This is a genomic window from Actinoplanes solisilvae, from assembly GCF_003999975.1.
Classification (GTDB): Bacteria; Actinomycetota; Actinomycetes; order Mycobacteriales; family Micromonosporaceae; genus Actinoplanes; species Actinoplanes solisilvae.
This window is the reverse complement of sequence record NZ_RJAC01000034.1, coordinates 26,517-41,169: the sequence shown is the minus strand read 5'-3', so window position 1 is coordinate 41,169 and position 14,653 is coordinate 26,517. Positions and strand designations below refer to the sequence as shown.

The 14,653-nt window shown below is 71.5% G+C and carries 18 protein-coding genes and 1 pseudogene; 10 read left to right on the top strand and 9 right to left on the bottom strand.

Annotated elements, in window-relative coordinates; translation table 11 throughout:
• Window positions 1–103: 103 nt before the first annotated feature.
• The 3 genes from EER30_RS42370 to EER30_RS42360 all read right to left on the bottom strand — a co-directional run bounded on the left by EER30_RS42370 (window position 104) and on the right by EER30_RS42360 (window position 2,779).
• The gene (locus EER30_RS42370; RefSeq protein ID WP_127507777.1) at window positions 104–1,111 is read right to left on the bottom strand and encodes a zinc-binding alcohol dehydrogenase family protein; all 1,008 of its coding nucleotides are present in this window, start codon (window positions 1,109–1,111) and stop codon (window positions 104–106) included.
• A gap of 18 nt (window positions 1,112–1,129) precedes the next feature.
• Entirely contained in the window at window positions 1,130–2,296 is a 1,167-nt protein-coding gene (locus tag EER30_RS42365; RefSeq protein ID WP_127507775.1) for a Gmad2 immunoglobulin-like domain-containing protein, read from the bottom strand.
• Window positions 2,297–2,476: 180 nt separating this feature from the next.
• Window positions 2,477–2,779 carry a hypothetical protein gene (locus EER30_RS42360; protein ID WP_127507773.1) on the bottom strand — a complete coding sequence of 101 codons (303 nt, stop codon included), beginning with the start codon at window positions 2,777–2,779 and terminating at the stop codon, window positions 2,477–2,479.
• Between the two features lie 369 nt (window positions 2,780–3,148).
• Between EER30_RS42360 and EER30_RS42355 the strand changes: the two genes are divergently transcribed.
• Together EER30_RS42355 and EER30_RS42350 are read left to right on the top strand one after the other, a co-directional pair.
• Window positions 3,149–3,658: a flavodoxin domain-containing protein gene (locus EER30_RS42355; protein WP_164842697.1), complete on the top strand. Its 510-nt coding sequence runs from the start codon at window positions 3,149–3,151 to the stop codon at window positions 3,656–3,658.
• Between the two features lie 129 nt (window positions 3,659–3,787).
• On the top strand, window positions 3,788–4,258 hold the full coding sequence (locus EER30_RS42350; protein ID WP_240670667.1) for a nitroreductase/quinone reductase family protein: 471 nt from the start codon (window positions 3,788–3,790) through the stop codon (window positions 4,256–4,258).
• A gap of 346 nt (window positions 4,259–4,604) precedes the next feature.
• Here EER30_RS42350 and EER30_RS42340 read toward each other — a convergent pair.
• Window positions 4,605–4,727: pseudogene (locus EER30_RS42340) on the bottom strand (universal stress protein); the annotation flags it as partial.
• A gap of 185 nt (window positions 4,728–4,912) precedes the next feature.
• Here EER30_RS42340 and EER30_RS42335 point away from each other — a divergent pair.
• From EER30_RS42335 to EER30_RS42305, 7 genes are all read left to right on the top strand, one after another.
• Window positions 4,913–5,188 (top strand): DUF1876 domain-containing protein, encoded by a 276-nt coding sequence (locus tag EER30_RS42335; protein WP_127507769.1) that lies wholly within the window; start codon window positions 4,913–4,915, stop codon window positions 5,186–5,188.
• A 71-nt stretch (window positions 5,189–5,259) separates the two neighbouring features.
• Entirely contained in the window at window positions 5,260–5,694 is a 435-nt protein-coding gene (locus EER30_RS42330; protein WP_127507767.1) for a hypothetical protein, read from the top strand.
• A gap of 156 nt (window positions 5,695–5,850) precedes the next feature.
• A complete protein-coding gene (locus EER30_RS50125; RefSeq protein WP_205650662.1) occupies window positions 5,851–6,018 on the top strand; it encodes a hypothetical protein in 168 nt (55 codons plus the stop codon).
• Window positions 5,994–6,836 (top strand): STAS domain-containing protein, encoded by an 843-nt coding sequence (locus EER30_RS49630; protein ID WP_205650661.1) that lies wholly within the window; start codon window positions 5,994–5,996, stop codon window positions 6,834–6,836. Before EER30_RS50125 ends, EER30_RS49630 begins: the two co-directional genes overlap by 25 nt.
• Before the next feature lie 213 nt (window positions 6,837–7,049).
• Window positions 7,050–7,550: a nitroreductase/quinone reductase family protein gene (locus EER30_RS42320; RefSeq protein WP_127507764.1), complete on the top strand. Its 501-nt coding sequence runs from the start codon at window positions 7,050–7,052 to the stop codon at window positions 7,548–7,550.
• 519 nt (window positions 7,551–8,069) lie between these two features.
• Window positions 8,070–8,933, top strand: a complete 864-nt coding sequence (locus EER30_RS42310; protein WP_127507762.1) for a universal stress protein — start codon at window positions 8,070–8,072, stop codon at window positions 8,931–8,933.
• A gap of 146 nt (window positions 8,934–9,079) precedes the next feature.
• The gene (locus EER30_RS42305) at window positions 9,080–10,003 is read left to right on the top strand and encodes a universal stress protein (protein WP_164842696.1); all 924 of its coding nucleotides are present in this window, start codon (window positions 9,080–9,082) and stop codon (window positions 10,001–10,003) included.
• A gap of 66 nt (window positions 10,004–10,069) precedes the next feature.
• Here EER30_RS42305 and EER30_RS42300 read toward each other — a convergent pair whose 3' ends face one another.
• Both EER30_RS42300 and EER30_RS42295 read right to left on the bottom strand, forming a co-directional pair.
• Window positions 10,070–10,354, bottom strand: coding sequence for a 2TM domain-containing protein (locus EER30_RS42300; protein ID WP_127507758.1), 285 nt, complete (start codon window positions 10,352–10,354; stop codon window positions 10,070–10,072).
• 31 nt (window positions 10,355–10,385) lie between these two features.
• Window positions 10,386–11,111, bottom strand: coding sequence for a hypothetical protein (locus EER30_RS42295; protein WP_127507756.1), 726 nt, complete (start codon window positions 11,109–11,111; stop codon window positions 10,386–10,388).
• Window positions 11,112–11,768: 657 nt separating this feature from the next.
• On the opposite strand from EER30_RS42295, the gene EER30_RS42290 reads away from it, so the two are divergent.
• A complete protein-coding gene (locus EER30_RS42290; protein ID WP_127507754.1) occupies window positions 11,769–12,296 on the top strand; it encodes a hypothetical protein in 528 nt (175 codons plus the stop codon).
• A gap of 18 nt (window positions 12,297–12,314) precedes the next feature.
• Here the strand turns inward: EER30_RS42290 and EER30_RS42285 are convergent, their stop codons facing one another.
• The 3 genes from EER30_RS42285 to EER30_RS48200 form a co-directional block, all read right to left on the bottom strand.
• A complete protein-coding gene (locus tag EER30_RS42285; RefSeq protein WP_127507753.1) occupies window positions 12,315–12,761 on the bottom strand; it encodes an FMN-binding protein in 447 nt (148 codons plus the stop codon).
• 13 nt (window positions 12,762–12,774) lie between these two features.
• Complete coding sequence (locus tag EER30_RS42280) at window positions 12,775–14,184, bottom strand: ferredoxin reductase family protein (protein ID WP_127507751.1); 1,410 nt, start codon at window positions 14,182–14,184, stop codon at window positions 12,775–12,777.
• An 83-nt stretch (window positions 14,185–14,267) separates the two neighbouring features.
• The gene (locus EER30_RS48200; RefSeq protein ID WP_205650660.1) at window positions 14,268–14,576 is read right to left on the bottom strand and encodes a response regulator; all 309 of its coding nucleotides are present in this window, start codon (window positions 14,574–14,576) and stop codon (window positions 14,268–14,270) included.
• Between the last annotated feature and the right edge of the window lie 77 nt (window positions 14,577–14,653).

The window sequence follows — 14,653 nt, the reverse complement described above, 5'->3', positions numbered from 1 at the left end:
CAACCGGTGTGCAGACCGCATGGAGAAATCGGCTGCCGCCGGATGGACCGCCGAACTCGTGGAAGGGACCTCTCCGGTCCTCGGCGACAACGACCGCCGGAGTTCATGATGTCTTGGGCAGGAGTACAGCGGCGCCGTTGACCCGGTCGGCGGCGAGATCGACGAGCGCGTCGGCGGCCCGCGACATCGGATACGGGGTGGTCGCCACGGTCAGCCGGTGCTTCGCGGCGAAGGCGAGCAGTTCACGGCCGTCGGCCCGGGTGTTCGCGGTGACGCTGCGGACGGTGCGTTCCTGGAAGAGGTCACGTTCGTACTCCAGGGACGGGATGTCGGTCAGGTAGATGCCGGCCACGGCGAGCGTGCCGCCGCGGTCGAGGGCCCGCAGCGCGACCGGCACCAGGTCGCCGACCGGTGCGAAGAGCACCGCCGCGTCCAGCGGTTCGGGCGGTGCGTCGTAGGCCTCGCCGGCCGACGCGGCGCCGAGCTCGAGCGCCAGCTTCCTGGCCTGCTCCGACCGGGTCAGAACGTGCACGGTGGCCCCCTCGGCGATCGCGATCTGGGCGGTCAGGTGGGCCGAGGCGCCGAAGCCGTAGATGCCCAGGCGCCCGCCGGGCGGCAACTCCGTCCGGCGCAGCGCCCGGTAACCGATGATGCCCGCGCACAGCAGCGGCGCCAGCTCGGCGTCGTCGTAGCCGTCGGGCAGGACGTATGCGAAGTCGGCGCGAACTGTCGTACAGTCGGCGTACCCGCCGTCGGCGTCCCAGCCGGTGTACCGCGAGTCAGGGCACAGGTTCTCGTCGCCCCGCAGGCAGAAACGGCACCGTCCGCAGGTCTCGCGCAGCCAGGCGATCCCGACGCGGTCGCCCGGACGGAAGCCCTCGGCGCCCGCTCCCGGCTCGAGCACGTGGCCCACGATCTCGTGCCCGGGCACCACGGACGGCCGGCGCGGTGGCAGTTCACCGGAGGCGACGTGCAGGTCGGTGCGACAGACACCACACGCGTCGACCACGACCAGAAGTTCGCCCGGCCCGGGGCGGGGCACGAACATGGGTGTCCGGCGAAGGGCCCGCCGAACGTCGCGACCCGGAGCAGCCACCTGCCAGCCGTACATGATGTTCTCCTCGTGGACTCAGCTCTCGATGGTGTGGAAAGCCACTCGGACGGCGGTGGCCTTGGTGACGGCTCCGTTGATGGCGGAGTGCTCGACGAAGATCACCCAGCCGAGGTCGGCGCTCGGACGCCGGAACTCCACCGATCCGCTGAACGGCCGCATGACGTCGCCGCCGCCGGTGACAGTTCCGGAGCCCAGCTGACGGACGCCGCCGCTCGTCTGCAGCACACGCACGGCTACGTTGCCCTCGAAGGCCAGCGCCGAGCCGGAGAGCTGCAGGGGCGACGTGACGACCTGCAAGGCGGTCGGCGAGATCGCCGCGGCGGGCCGGTCCACCTGGATGGTGCTCGTGCGAACGTCGAGCACCGAGAAGGTCTTGCTCCCCTTGCCCAGCGTCACCGTGGTGATCGGGCCTTTGATCGATCCGGCCCCGCTGATCCGGGAGCGGAAGTCGACGGTGGCGATGAAGTCGCTGCGCCAGCGGGCCGAGACGTACACCGGCTCGGGCATGCCGACGATCCGGTGCAGGAAGTCCTGCGCGACGCGACGGGCCTCGCCGAGCCCGGGCATCGTGACCACCGGCACCTCGCGCTGCAGCCACTCGTAGAACGCCGCGACGTCACCGTTGAACGAGTAGACGGTCGTGCGAACCGTGCGGAACTGCTTGAGCGTGTGGTCGAGCTCGGCCAGCAGGGCGATGCTGCCGCTGCTGGAACTCGCGTTCGGGATGATCGTGCGCAGGTCCCGGAAGTCGGCGCGGGCGACACCGTCGTCGATTCGCAGGCTCTGCAGCTTGCCCGCAGTCGCGGGCGAGAAGAACGACCAGTAGCCGGACTGGCGCTCCGCCTTCGTCGGGCCGGCGAGCAACTGCTTCAACGAGGCCGTGCCGACCTTGGACGTGCGCGGCACGATGCGTCGTACGGCTACCACCTTGGCCGGGTCGGCGTCGCGCCCGCGGTGGAAGAAAATCGTGACGGTCATCGTCGCGGGCTTGGGCGCCGACGGGCTGCTCGGCTCGACCGAGGGTTCCACGTCGCTCGAAGCCGGCGGCGCGCCCGGAGACACCGTCACGTCATCCGGGCCGCTGTCGCGCGTGAACAGCCAGACGCCACCGAGAGCCAGCAGGACGGCCAGGAAAGCGCCGGCGATTATGGCGAAGCGGCGATGTCTCGTTCCGTACAACATCGTTGTGCCTCCATTTCGCCCGGGGGAGTGCAGACCTCCCCATGTTCTCGACGCTACGAAGGGCGGGGCTGCGGCGGCAGGGACGTACGGCCTGTGCGAACGGGCCCGCTGTCACCGGCGACGGCGCTGCGGATGATGGCGCCCGTCAGGGGCGGTCCCGGACGGGCGATCGATCGGTTGTCAGGCCGGAAGGGCCGCGGTCTGCGGCTCCTCGACCTTGATGATCGGGCCTTCGACGGATCCGAGACGTCGTAGCTCCGAGTGGTGCTGATGACGCGACATCGCGGTGAGCCACAGTGGAACCAGGTTGCCGAACATACGCCAGCCGACCTTGATGTCGAACGGCTTCGTCCGGTCGATGACCAGGTTGCCTTGGCCGAGTGCCGGCTTCTCGAGAACGACGACCGGCCCGGTGAAGTCGCCCTCGATGCAGGGATCGGTGTCGGCCTTCGGCGGAATGTTGGGATCGAAGTGTTCAGCCATGTCTGACTCCTTTCCGGAGATCGGGCGATCACGGTGGGCGCTCGGTGGACGTCGTCCTGCCGGAAGCTCGAAAACGCCGTCTCGCCGGAGGCGGAACCGCGTCGGCCCTCAGTGCGATAATTGCTCCGCGTCGAGGCGGCGGGCAGGGCTCTCAGTCCTATCAGGACCGTTAAGGATTGCGAATGACGCGAAACCGCGGAAGGCCGGAAACGTTGTGTCACGGCCGCTCCCGGGCGTCATCACCCAGGATTACCGACGGGCGTTTCGCAGCGTCACCACGCTTCCGCTCAGTCGAATTCTCCGGACTTTGGTCCCTACCGCTGACACCCGGGTGAGAACACCGTGGAAGCCGGAGCTTGGAGGTGCGTCGTGGTGGTTCTGGTCGCCTGCGGGAGCACGGGAGGCGGCACCGCGGAACTGGCGGGCTGGATCGCGGAGGAGTTGCGTGACGCCGGGTTCGAGGTGCGGCTGTCGGCAGCCGCCGACGTCTCGGGCGCCGGTCGTTACGAGGCTCTCGTTCTGGGCTCGGCCGTCTACGCGGCGGGCTGGCATCCGGACGTCCGCCGATTCGTGCGCCGACACGCGAGCGACTTCGCCGGCAAACCCGTCTGGCTCTTCAGCAGCGGGCCTCTGGACACCTCGGCCGACGACGGTCCGCTTCCGCCCGGCCACCACGCTGAGGAGGCCCTGCACGAGCTCGGTGCGCGTGAGCATGTCACGTTCGGCGGCCGGATGACCGCGGAGGCCCGGGGCTGGCTCGGTTTCCTCGCCCGGCGGATGGCCCGTACGGGCCGGGCCGGCGACTTCCGCAATCCCCTGCGTGTGCGGGGGTGGGCGCGCGACGTGGCGGCGCAGATCCGCGCGTCCTCGCCCGCTTGAGCGGAGTCCGCGTCACCGCAGGCCCTTCGGCCGGCATGCCCGGGACCCGAGGCTCTGCCGTGCCGCCGCTACGAGCGGGACGCTGCGGGCAACCGCGAGAGTCATCGTGCGAGAGCACCGGAGGCAGGCATGATCATTACCGAGGCGATGCGCCGCCGAATGTATCGCGGCGGCCGCCCGACGCGACTGGCCCGTACGCTCAACCGGCTGTCGGCGTTCCAGTTCGGCCGGGCGATCTTCGCACCGCCGGACTGGGTGACCCTCGAGGTGACCGGCCGTCGCAGCGGCCACACCGTCGCCTGCCCCCTGGTGATCGCGCGATACCGGGGTGAACGCTATCTCGTCTCGATGCTCGGCAACGGGGCGAACTGGGTGGCCAACGTGCGAGCGGCCGACGGCGAGGCGGTGCTGCGCCACGGCCGCCGCCGGCCGGTCCGGCTGGTCGAGGTTGACCCGGCCGAACGCGCCCCCATTCTGCGGCAATATCTGGCCGTCGCGCCCGGCGCACGCGCACACGTACCGGTCGACCGACGGGCCCCGCTCGTCGAGTTCGAACGGATCGCCGCCGACTACCCGGTCTTCCGGGTGGCACCACGGTAAGGCCGGGGGAGCAAATGATCAGCGGTCGGGCATGGTTCGAGCCCCATGAGGGCGATGATCGTGAAGGAGTTCCGGCAGATGCGCCGGGACCGTCGCACCCTGGCCATGATGGTCGTGCTGCCTCTGCTGCTGCTCGTGGTCTTCGGATATGCGGCCAGCTTTGACGTCGCGCCCGGCGAGGGCCGCGCCGAAGCGGTTCGGGCTCGGCGCGACGGCGTCGTGCCCGTCGCCGTCCTCGCCGGGCCCGGCGGCGCCACCGTGCTGCTCGACGGCTCCGAACTGTTCACCGCCAACGCCGCTCGCACAACTCTCGCCCGCCAGGACGCGGCCGTGGCGGTCGAGGTGACCAGATCAACGCGTGCACGATACGCAGCCCACGGTGACGCCGGGCCGCCTCGGCGGCCGCGAGCCGCACCGCGGTCAGACCTCGTTCAGAACCGTCGATCCCGACCACTACGGGCCTGTTCATGACCGCACTCCTCTCTCGGCGGGCAGCACGGCCGCCGTGTCCCCCGGCGCGTCTGCCATCAGCGTGTTCCCGGGGCGTTGGCACGGTGTAGGGGGCTATGAACCGGCTTGGCGGGACCTTCGGCTCTGGCCGTCCCACCCGTCCGGGGCTGCGATGAAGCATCGCTACCGAACGGAGGTGCCGTCATGGTTCACACCCGGACCTGGACGATCGAAGTGAACATCGACGAGAACGAGGACGAGCGCCGGACTCAGGCCGTGGCGGTGTTGCACACCGATTCCCGTAACCCGCTGCGCGGCACGGGAGTGGCCCGCCGCCGCCCGGCCGACACCGAGGTGCCCGAGATCGGCGACGAGCTCGCCACCGCACGCGCCCTGGCCGACCTGGCCTACCAGCTGCTCGACGTCACCACGGGCGACATCGAGCAGTTCACCCACCGCCCAGTGCACCTGACCTCCTGACCGCCCGGCTGAGCGCGCCAGGTGTCGTACGCCGGGGCGCGCCCAGCCGCATCACCAGCGGAGGAAACGTGATGACCGTCAACACCGCCACCCACAAGCCCGTCGGAACCCAACGGACCGGGTACGCCGTCGCCGCCGCGGTGAACGCCGTCCTGCTCTACTTGATCAATGTCGGACCGGGCTGGGAGGCGCTCCCCTTCCTCACGAGCGAGACGGAGCGCGTACTGGTGATCGTCAACGTCTCGTTGGCGGTCGGGCTGGCCGCGAACCTCGTCTACCTGGCCCGGCCCTCGTCGTGGCTGGTGCCGGCCGGTGGTCTCGTCACGACCGGGATCGGGCTCGTCGTGCTCGTGCGGATGTGGCAGGTCTTCCCGTTCGACTTCGGCGCCGGATCGTGGTGGCCGACGGTGGCGCGCGTCCTGCTGATCATCGCCATCGCCGGTTCGTTCATCGCCGTCCCCGTGAAGATCGTGTCGCTGGCCGGCCGGGCCCGTCACCGGCCCTGAGCAACGGCGGGTCGAAGGTCCTTGAAGGCGCGGAGAACCTCAGATCAGAGCACTTCGGACCTGCTGTCGTGGACCGGTCGGCGGCATGCTGGGACGGTGATTCGGCCTGGGTTCGTCCTTGCGCGCCAGTACCGGCGGTGGTGGCGCGGCGACCTCATGGCAGGGGTGACTGCGGCGGCCTACCTCGTGCCCCAGGTGCTGGCGTACGCGACCCTGGCCGGCCTGTTCCGCGGTTTCCCGGTCAGCAGCAGCGGTAGCTGTGCTGGTCCTGTTCCCCCGCCGCGGCGCTCGGCGCGCTCGTGGTCTACGCCGCGGTCCGCCTGATCGACGTGGCGGGCTTCCGGCGGCTGGCCCGCTTCCGCCGCAGCGAACTCGTGCTGGCGCTCGCGGCGATGGGCGGCGTGCTGATGTTCGACATCCTCTACGGCGTGCTGCTCGCGGTCGCGTTGTCGGTGGCGGAGACGCTGGCCCGGGTGGCCCGGCCGCACGACGCGGTCGAGGGACTGGTTCCCGGCCTGGCCGGCATGCACGACGTCGACGACTATCCGGATGCGCACACCGTGCCGGGCCTGGTTGTCTACCGCTACGACTCCCCACTGTTCTTCGCCAACGCGGACGACTTCTACCGTCGCGGACTGGCCGCGGTGGACACGCAGTCCGAACCGGTGTGCTGGTTCCTGCTCAACACCGAGGCCAACGTCGAGGTCGACATCACCGCGCTGGACGCCGTGGAGCGGCTGCGTCACGACCTGGACGACGGCTTGCTGCCCGGGTTCGACGCGCAGTTGTTCCTGGTGCCCCCGGCCGGCGTCGGGGTCGTCGCGCAGGCCAACGGCGCCGCCGGTGGCCTGCACTGGCTCACTCCCGAGGCGGCCGCCTCGGCGCGGCAGGTGCTCGGGCTGCCACCGCCGGCACCCCGAGACGACCTGCCCCACCACCCGGAGCTGTGGACCGACCTTTGCGGCCGGTACCGCCTCTCGGCGTACTGGACGGACCCGGCTCGGCTGTTCCTCGGAGCCGGCGCCCAGGTGCTGGTCCGTCGCGGCCGTCTGACGATGCGGTTCCTCAGCCCGGTGCGCGCTCCTGCGCGGCGCACCATTGCTGCCCGACGATCCCGACGACCCGTACGTCTTCCGCAGTGATCTGCTCTTCACCGGCGGCCGAGTCGTCTTCAGCGGCAAGCCCGGCACGCTCGCGCGCGTTATGCATCTGGATCTGGGCCCGCTCACTTTCACGCGGGCCCGATGACGCGGCCACTCCGCCGGCTCGAGTCGGGACGTGTGACCCTGGCGGCGGTCGCTTCCCGGGTGAATGGTCCAGGGAGACCACTGTGCCGTCGTTCGAGGGAGGACGCGATGTCGTTGGAGCAGAAGGCCGGCAAACCCTGGCTCCCGCCCCGCTGGTTCATCCGTTTCGCCTGGTCGTTCCATCGGGCTCTGTACCGCGCCACCGGCGGGCGCCTCGGGTTGCGGCGACCGCGTCACGGTCGGTGGGGGATGCTGCGGCTGACCACCGTCGGGCGCCGCACCGGTCGTGACCGTGGCGTCATCCTCGCGTACTTCGACGACGGTCCCGATGTGGTTCTACTGGCCATGAACGGCTGGGGATCGCCCGAGCCGGCCTGGTGGCTGAACCTGCGGGAGCACCCGGATGCTGTCGTGGAGACGGTGGGCGGGAGCCGGCCGGTCCGAGCCCACGCCGCGACTGGGGACGAGCGGTCGAGGTTGTGGGCCCGGTGGAGCGAGTTCGACCCGAAACTGGACGCCTACGCGGCACTGCGGCCGACCGAGACCGCCGTGGTCGTGCTGGCTCCCCGTGCTGACGGCGACAGCGGCTCCGATCACCCCCGTGCTTGACGCCGCCGTCAGAGCGGCGCCATCGTGCCGGCACATCCGCTGGTCATGTACTCCAAGACGCGCCGCCGGTCGAACGCCCAGGTCCCGCAGCGTGGCCGTCGCGGCCTGTTCCATCTCGTCCTCGTCGAGCAGCCAGTGACGCCGCTTCTCCCGGCCGAGGAACATGTTCTGTACGACGTCGAGGTTGTCGGCCAGGGCCAGGTCCTGGTAGACGGTCTCGATGCCGAGGGCGGAGGCTTCGCGAGGGCTGCGGACACGCACTTCGCGGCCGTCCCACAGCATCGTCCCCCGGTCCGGTTCGTGGATGCCCGCCACACACTTGATGAGCATGGTGCCGACGTTCGAGTTCGCCTTCCCCGGCCCATACGAAGGTCCTTCCACTGTGGACACAACAGCAGGGACACCGTAGGTGCCGCGCCCCGGCACGGGACAGTGCCGCACAGCCCCCTCCCGCGGGCCGGTTGGCGCTGGCGCCGGGGTCGCGGGCGGAAGAAGGCTCGGGGTGAGGAGGTCTGCACCATGTCCGAGACGAGGATTGTTGTCGGGTACGACGGGTCACGCGACGCGCGGCGGGCCTTGCGGTGGGCGTTCCGTGAGGCCGCCCGTACGCGGGCCGAAGTGGATCTGGTCTATGTGTGGAGGTGGCCGGAGTACATGCCGGCGGCCTCGATGGTGCCCGGCGTGCCGGTATGGCCTGATATGGCGGCCGAGAAAGACCTGGAAACCATGTTGGCGGCGGCCGTCGACGAGGAATCGGCCGAGTTTCCCGGCGTCGAGGCGAGTCGAGTGATCGCGCACGGCACCCCGGCGTCGGTGTTGCGGGAGCTGTCGGCCGGCGCGGATCTCCTGGTGATCGGAGGCCGCAGTCACGGCGTGTTCGAAGGATTCTGGCTGGGATCGGTGGCGGGGGCGCTGGCCGCGCATGCCGCGTGCACCGTCGTGGTCGTGCGGGAGCCCGATGACCCGGCTGGACGGCCTGTCGTGCTGGGCCTCGACGAGTCGGAGCACGCCGATCGTGCCGCTGGGTTCGCATTCGAGCAGGCCGCCGCGGGACAGGCCCCGCTGCTCGTGGTGCGCGCCTGGATGCCGCCCCCGGACCCGTTGATCGGCAGCCCGAACGTCGACCCTGAGGAGATCGCGACGGCCGAGCTGGCCGCGGTGCGGGAGCAGACCGCGGCGTGGCGCCGGAAGTTCCCCGATGTCGAGGTACGGCACGAAGCGATCATCGGGCATCCGTACCGGGTGATCGCAGAGGCTGCCGCGGACGCGCGGATGGTGGTGCTCGGGGCGCGGGGGAGGGGCGGCTTCGCCGGCCTGCGGCTGGGCTCGATCAGCCGATACGTGCTGCATCACGTGCCGGCCACGGTCGCGGTTGTCCGGTAGAGGCACCAGCGGACCAGGGCATGCGCCACAGCCGGCTCAACAGCCACCGATCGGCCGTTGAGCCGGTCAGAACCTGTCCAACGGCCCTGTCCACACCGGTCAGCCCGGGTTGTCATGGAGGTGACCAACGGTGTGGGGAGGCGGCCATGACTGATCTCGACAGACTCCGTGCCGAGCGGGACGCCGTGCGCGGCTGCACGACCCGTGGGCGACCCACACGGTACAGCGATGTGATCGACCGTTATCTCGACGTGGCCGGCTACGGGGCGGAGCACGCCGTCGGCCCGGCGCTCGACCCGCCGCCCCCCGCCACGGTCACCCGTACGGGTCTGGTCGTGGTCGGTGTGGACGACAGCGCGACCAGCTACGTCGCCGTCGACCATGCCGCGATCGAGGCCGAGCTGCGCGGCTGGCACCTCCGGCTCGTGCATGCCCGGCACTCCGGCGACGTTCACGCGTCCGTGCGCATGGTGGACTCCCGCCTGTTGGAACGGCTGATCGACCGCGTGCACGCCTGCTCCGGCTCGGTCCCGGTGACCAGCCGTCTGATCGTCGGACCGGCGGCGAACGCCCTGCTGACGGAGGGTCGCGACGCCGGGCTGATCGTGGTGGGGCACCGGCACGGGCCGGTCGGCGCGGCGTTCGGCCGTACCGTCGGCGATCGGGTGGCCGCTCGCCACACCGGCGCGGTCCTGCTCGTGCGGATCCCCGGCTGGCCGGCGCGGCCCGGGTTCGACGCCCGCCCGGTCGTGGCCGGCGTCGGCGGGCCGGACAGCGACCGGGTGGTCGCCTTCGCCCACGGGGAGGCCAAGCTGCGCGGCTGTGAGCTCGTGCTCCTGCACGCGAGCCGGACGCCCCGGGTTGAGCGCCAGGAGACGTCGGACGGGGTGACGACGCACTGGCGGTTCGTCGCCGAGGACCCGGCCGAGGCATTGATCGAGGCGTCCGGCCAGGCCGCGGCCGTCGTGGTCGGTCGGCGGGGCGGTGGTCTCCGCGAGGCCGGGCTGCTCGGCTCGGTGTCCCGTTCGGTGGTCCAGCACGCGGACTGCCCGGTCTTCCTGGTCGACTGACGCTCAGCGCCTGGAGAAATGTCGCGGACGACCGTGGCCCGGGATCTTCCCGGGCCACGGTTCGTGTCAGCGACGTTCCAGCCGTTTCATCTCGGCGCGGATCGCCTCCTCCGAGGGGACCGAGCCGACGAGCACGTCCCAGATGTGGAAGGCGAGTCCGATGCCCCAGCCGGCCAGGGGGAACATCGGCCAGAAGAATCCGCCGGGCATGGTCAGCAGCCAGATTCCGGTCAGGAACAGATTGACCAGGACATAGGCCAGCACGTGGGCCTGCAGGTCGCGCTTCTTGCGCAGGCGGGTGATCGCCACCTCGCGCAGGTCGCCGGTCTCCGGCATGTCCGTCCGTGTCATCGCGGTGCTCCTTTCTCCTACGAGCCGACGGTCACCGGGGGATCTCCTGCGGCGCTGGGCCGGTCGGCCCGGCGGTCGGCGGTGGTTCGGTGTGCCGGCGACCGATGCCGACACCACCCAGCACGATCAGCCCGACGGCGATCAGCCCGAGCACTATGCCGGTGGCGAGCAGCCCACCGCCCAGGCCGGTCAGGTCGGGCACCTGGATCGCACCCCGCACGTCGGCGGCGATGCCCGGCGTGCCGTCCAGGTTGGCGACGACCACGGCGTAGTCGCCGTCGGTGACCTCCCAGCGCAGCGTGGCGCCGGAGCCGACCCCGCTGGCCAGCCAGAACGTCTCGGCGGTGGGGTCGGGAACGGCCCGGGTCATACCCGCGACCCGGTCGTAGCGGCCGGCGCTGGACTCGAAGCCGGTCAACTGGTCGTGGGCCGTGCCGGCCAGCCAGGCGTCGACCTCACGCTCCGGGGCGATGCCGATGAACATGGGTTGTCCGTCGGCCGAGGCCACGGTCACTCGCACCCCGCCCACGTCGGCGACGTTGCGGGCCCACAGACCGGTGTCGGTGATGGAGATGTGCCCCGCGGTCACGGCGGCCGTGGCGGTGCTCAGCTGCATGGTCGGGCTGGTCACGTAGCCGGTGCTGTCCCGGGCCGAGTCGACGCTGAGCAGGACGGCACCCCCGATGCCGAGGAGGTCTATCCGCGTTCCCTTCGATCCGGCGCGCGCGTCGACCGCCGGTCCGGGTTCCGTCGTCATGCTTTCCACACCTACGGGTTTGCCACATCACGTCCGGAGCGGTCAGGGCCGATCGGCACGACCGCGTACACCGACGGTCCCGTTCCACGGCGGGCGCCGGTGAGCCGCCGCAGGCGAGTCCCGGACGGTGCTCAGCGGAGGTGGGCGGAACCGGCCAGGCGTCCCGGCTGTGCGTCACCGGCGGCCAGGAACGCGGCCTGCGGTCCGTGAGTTCGGGGGATTCGTCCGGTTCCTGGCCGCGCGGGGCATCGCGCCGGGCAGCTGAGACGGGTCAGGCCCCGTCGGCCGTTGTGGCCGTTCGTGGGTCGGAACCCGTCCACCGAGCGACTGCGGCGGCCCGGGACGCTGGGTCGTTCGGGCGACACTGTCGACGATCGTCGCGACAGCGACACCGATGGCCGGATTGATCACGGCAGTCGCGATGCGGGCCGGTCGGCGAGCGTCAAGGGCATGCGATCGCGATCAGCGTGACCAGCGCCATGATCCAGCCGAAGAACCGGCGCGGTTCGGCTACGGCGACGGTGAGCAGGTGCATCAGTCCGGCCGCGAGCAGCGCCCCGGGTTGCCCCGGGGATCCGTTGGCGTCAGGGTCGTTCGGCCCTGACCGGCGTACAGCCTGTCCCGGCGCGGCGACCGGTCGCCGGCCGGGTCCTGGCGATGACGGACGCGGTGTTCTGGGCCGAGTCCGCCGGGGGAGTGGCGAGTCTGCTGCGAGGCGTCGTCGCGCCGATCGCCGTGCCGGTACTGCCGTGGGTGCTGCGGATTCCGGGTCTGCTCAGCCTGGGCGGGCGGATGCTGTCGCAGCTCTGGGTGCGCTATCCCACGGGCCCGTCGGCGGTCGACGAGCGGCCCGCGGGCCGGGGCCTGCCACGCCCCGGCGCCCGGCTGCCCGACGAGATCGTGACCTGCGGCGACGAGCGCCTGCCGGTGCACCGGCTGCTGGAACGGCCGGGCATGCGCGTGCTGCTCCAGCGGGACGCGGCCGATCTGCGGTTGCCCGCGCCGGGACCGTACGTTCACCTGCATCGGTTGACCGGCCGGGAGGGAGGCGGCGTTGTCGTGGTCCGGCCGGACGGCCATGTCGGGTACCGCTGCGGCACGGTCGACGACCGGCTCCCGGCGTGGCTGACCCGCATCGGCGCGGTGACCGCGGGCCGCCCGCTCGGCGAGCACGCGCACGGCTGACCGACCAGGCCGCCGGCGTCAGGACAGGTGGGCGGCGTCGAGGGCCGACTGCAACGACTGGAGGTAGCCCTCGCTGGTCACCGTGGCGCCGGAGACGGTGTCGACGTCCGCGCTCTGCGCCTCGAGGGTCTGGCTGCGCAGGATCGGCAAAGCCCGGGCGTTGATCTCCTCGTCGCGGTGGTTCCCGCTGGGGTAGACCGGGACCGCGACGTCAGTGATCTTTCCCCCGGCGACGGTGATCGCGACCTGCACGTCGCCCCACCGGGTCGCGACACTGGCCCCGGTATAGGTCTTGCCGGACGGGCCGGCCGAGGTGGTCGGGCCGGGTACGGGACCGGTTGTGGCCGGGGCAGCCGCCGCCGGCGGCGTCCTGGCGCTCGCGGTGCTTGCCGTGCTGGTGCGATAGCTGAACAGCAGCACCACGGCCGCGACCGTGGAGAAGAGCCAGAGGGTGATGCGTCGCATGGGCAGCCTCTCGTCACCAGGCGAATTGTTCGGTGTGCACCCGGTCCGCGGGCGTTCCGGCAGCACGGGCGGCCACGCGGGCGGCCTCGGCCCAGTCCGGCGGACCGCAGATGAACACGTGGGCGTGCCCGACGTGCGTGGCGATCTGCCGCAGCGCGTCGGCGTCGCTGTGGTCCGCGAACTGGGCGGGCAGCCAGGAGGGGCGGTCGGCCCGGGCGCCGAGCAGGAACACCAGGCGGACACCGCGGTGGGCGGCGAACCACTCCAGCTCCGCGCGGAAGGCGATCTCGGTCTCGCTGCGAGCCCGGAAGACCAGGGTCGCCTCGCCAGGCCGGTACGGCAGCTCGCCGAGCAGGGACAGCAGCGGTGTGATCCCGACACCGCAGGCCAGCAGCACGACCGGACCGCCGGTGTAACCGTCACCGGTGAGCCTGCCGTACGGGCCCTCGACCAGCGCCCTCGTGCCGGGGCGCAGCGAGGCGACGCGGGCGCTGCCCTCCCCGAGATCCTTCACGGTGATCCGCAGCATGGTCCCCCGCGGCGAGGCCGACAGCGAGAACGGGTGGCCCCGCGACCAGCCCGGACCGTCCAGGAACCGCCACTGGAAGAACTGCCCGGCCCGCACGGGCAAGCGGTCGAGCCGCCGGCCGGTCAGATAGACCGAGGTCAGCCCCGGGCCCTCGGCGGCCACCCGGGTCACGACCAGGCGGTGCCGCCAGTTCCGCCAGGCTGGCAGGCCGACGCGGAAGGCGACCACGGAACCGGCCGTGGCCGCGTAGAGCGTCCACCAATACACCGTCGCGACGGTCGAACCGAGGAAGTCCGCGCCGGTCCAGAGCTGGTGGGGCAGCGCCAGCCCGGCGCCCAGATAGGCGTACAGGTGAAGCAGGTGCCACGACTCGTAGCGCAGGCGTCGCCGGGCCGCCCGGACCGAGGTCAGCACCACCAGCAAGAGCGCCGCCGTGCCAGCGGTGGCCAGCAGCAGGCCGGGATAGGTCCGGATCAGGTCCCAAAGCTCGGCGAGTACGCCGCTGCGCTCGGCAGCGGCGTAGCCCACGGTGATCAGGACGATGTGCCCGGCCATGAGCCAGAACGAGGTGAACCCGGTCCAGCGGTGCCAGCGAGCCAGCCTGTCCTGGCCGAAGGCGCGCTCGACCAGCGGGATCCGGGCCAGCAGGAGCACCTGGAGCAACAGCAGGTCGGAAGCCCAGAGACCGGTGAGGCGACCGGCTGCGGAAACGGCGTCCGGGCCGCCGCCGGTGATCTGCTGGAAACCGCCGTTGCTCAGCCACAGCGCGGTCACCACGACCAGGGTGATCCCGGCGGCGACGCCGCCGACGTCACCCCACCAGGCCGGCACCGGGCGCCGGGGGCCGAACGGCGCCGGAAGGGGCAGCGCGCGAGGGCTGGAGGTAACCGTCATGCCGTCACTGTCGGCCGGGCTGCTGGGAAGCCGCGGTCCGTGGGCTGTGAGCCGGCTATGAGCCGGCGCGGGTCGCCGATGCCTCATGACGAACCGGCCGGCAGCCGTACCAGGAAGGCGGCGCCCCTGCCGGGCACCGCGGCGGCCTCGATCGTGCCGCCGGCCGAGGTGTGGCTGAGCGCGCTGTCGATCAACGCGATCGCCACGCGGCGCAGCGCGTCGTAGCACCGGGTCAGGCCCAGATGGAGTCCGGCCTGGCCGTCGCGGGCCAGCTCAGCGGCGTATCCGGCGCGCTCGAACAGCCGCACGAGCAGCTCGCCGAGTTCCCGGTCGTCCTCCACCAGCAGGATGCGCCGGGCCTGGCCGCCCTCGTCCGCGCCGCTTGTCTCCACCAGCCAAGGGTGCCGCGCGCTCCTGGGAGAACTCCAAGAATCTCGTCCGTCCGCTCGGCAGATCGACCTGAATTCCG

What these genes read in the sequence shown, in the direction of transcription:
- EER30_RS42370 (WP_127507777.1), bottom strand. Translation starts at nt 1,111, where the DNA reads ATGTACGGCTGGCAGGTGGCTGCTCCGGGTCGCGACGTTCGGCGGGCC.
- EER30_RS42365 (WP_127507775.1), bottom strand. Translation starts at nt 2,296, where the DNA reads ATGTTGTACGGAACGAGACATCGCCGCTTCGCCATAATCGCCGGCGCT.
- EER30_RS42360 (WP_127507773.1), bottom strand. Translation starts at nt 2,779, where the DNA reads ATGGCTGAACACTTCGATCCCAACATTCCGCCGAAGGCCGACACCGAT.
- EER30_RS42350 (WP_240670667.1), top strand. Translation starts at nt 3,788, where the DNA reads ATGATCATTACCGAGGCGATGCGCCGCCGAATGTATCGCGGCGGCCGC.
- EER30_RS42335 (WP_127507769.1), top strand. Translation starts at nt 4,913, where the DNA reads ATGGTTCACACCCGGACCTGGACGATCGAAGTGAACATCGACGAGAAC.
- EER30_RS42330 (WP_127507767.1), top strand. Translation starts at nt 5,260, where the DNA reads ATGACCGTCAACACCGCCACCCACAAGCCCGTCGGAACCCAACGGACC.
- EER30_RS50125 (WP_205650662.1), top strand. Translation starts at nt 5,851, where the DNA reads ATGGCAGGGGTGACTGCGGCGGCCTACCTCGTGCCCCAGGTGCTGGCG.
- EER30_RS42320 (WP_127507764.1), top strand. Translation starts at nt 7,050, where the DNA reads ATGTCGTTGGAGCAGAAGGCCGGCAAACCCTGGCTCCCGCCCCGCTGG.
- EER30_RS42310 (WP_127507762.1), top strand. Translation starts at nt 8,070, where the DNA reads ATGTCCGAGACGAGGATTGTTGTCGGGTACGACGGGTCACGCGACGCG.
- EER30_RS42305 (WP_164842696.1), top strand. Translation starts at nt 9,080, where the DNA reads ATGACTGATCTCGACAGACTCCGTGCCGAGCGGGACGCCGTGCGCGGC.
- EER30_RS42300 (WP_127507758.1), bottom strand. Translation starts at nt 10,354, where the DNA reads ATGACACGGACGGACATGCCGGAGACCGGCGACCTGCGCGAGGTGGCG.
- EER30_RS42295 (WP_127507756.1), bottom strand. Translation starts at nt 11,111, where the DNA reads ATGACGACGGAACCCGGACCGGCGGTCGACGCGCGCGCCGGATCGAAG.
- EER30_RS42290 (WP_127507754.1), top strand. Translation starts at nt 11,769, where the DNA reads ATGACGGACGCGGTGTTCTGGGCCGAGTCCGCCGGGGGAGTGGCGAGT.
- EER30_RS42285 (WP_127507753.1), bottom strand. Translation starts at nt 12,761, where the DNA reads ATGCGACGCATCACCCTCTGGCTCTTCTCCACGGTCGCGGCCGTGGTG.
- EER30_RS42280 (WP_127507751.1), bottom strand. Translation starts at nt 14,184, where the DNA reads ATGACGGTTACCTCCAGCCCTCGCGCGCTGCCCCTTCCGGCGCCGTTC.